The organism is Mesorhizobium sp. M5C.F.Ca.IN.020.29.1.1 (assembly GCF_003997375.1).
Lineage (GTDB): Bacteria > Pseudomonadota > Alphaproteobacteria > Rhizobiales > Rhizobiaceae > Mesorhizobium > Mesorhizobium wenxiniae.
Window position 1 is genome coordinate 1 of sequence record NZ_RZSW01001130.1, and the last position, 674, is coordinate 674.

Here is a 674-nt window from a genome sequence, read left to right on the forward strand (position 1 = left end):
ATGCTGATCTTCGGCGGCGAGTTGAACGATTTCGCGCGGCGGCTGATGTATGTCGTGCTCGTCGCCGGCATCCTGCTCGGCGCGACCCAGATCGTCGCCCTGTTCGGCGCCAGCGGCGCCTCGATCGGCGATGCTGCGTCAACTCCCGCGGTCGAACGGGCAGGGGAGGGCGGTCATGGCTGAGCCGGGCTCGACCCTCGACCGGTCGCGCATCCATCGGGCCCTGTCGCGGCCAAACCTGCTGCTTGGGGCCGACCGCGAGCTCGTGCTCCTGACGGGCCTCGCGGCCGTAATCCTGATCTTCGTCGTGCTGACGCCATATTCGGCGCTGTTCGGGATTGCAGTCTGGATCGTCGTGGTCGCGGCACTGCGGATGATGGCCAAAGCCGACCCGATGATGCGGCGCGTCTATGCCCGCCATGTCGGCTACCGGGCCTACTACCGGCCGACCTCGACGCCCTGGCGCCGCTTCTGAAGACCGTCCATGGTCGCGCTACGCTCCTTCCGTCATTCCGGCCCGTCCTTCTCGGATCTGGTGCCCTATGCCGCGCTCGTCGCAAATGGCGTTATCCTGCTCAAGAACGGCTCGTTGATGGCGGGTTGGTACTTCGCGGGGCCGGATTCTGAGAGCTCGACCGATGCCGAGCGCAACGAGGTCTCCCGCCACATAAACG

The 674-nt window shown here is 66.3% G+C and carries 2 protein-coding genes and 1 pseudogene; all 3 read left to right on the top strand.

What is annotated here, in order from left to right; genetic code table 11:
* Window positions 1–183 (top strand): annotated as a pseudogene (locus EOA85_RS36665) (conjugal transfer protein); the annotation flags it as partial.
* A complete protein-coding gene (locus EOA85_RS36670; protein WP_127212830.1) occupies window positions 176–475 on the top strand; it encodes a conjugal transfer protein TrbD in 300 nt (99 codons plus the stop codon). The pseudogene EOA85_RS36665 and the gene EOA85_RS36670, both read left to right, overlap by 8 nt.
* 9 nt (window positions 476–484) lie before the next feature.
* Window positions 485–674: hypothetical protein (locus EOA85_RS36675; RefSeq protein WP_164760196.1), on the top strand; the 190-nt coding region annotated here is incomplete at its 3' end.

Bases quoted from the DNA above. Each gene is read 5' to 3' on its own strand.
- EOA85_RS36670 (WP_127212830.1), top strand. From the start codon at position 176: ATGGCTGAGCCGGGCTCGACCCTCGACCGGTCGCGCATCCATCGGGCC.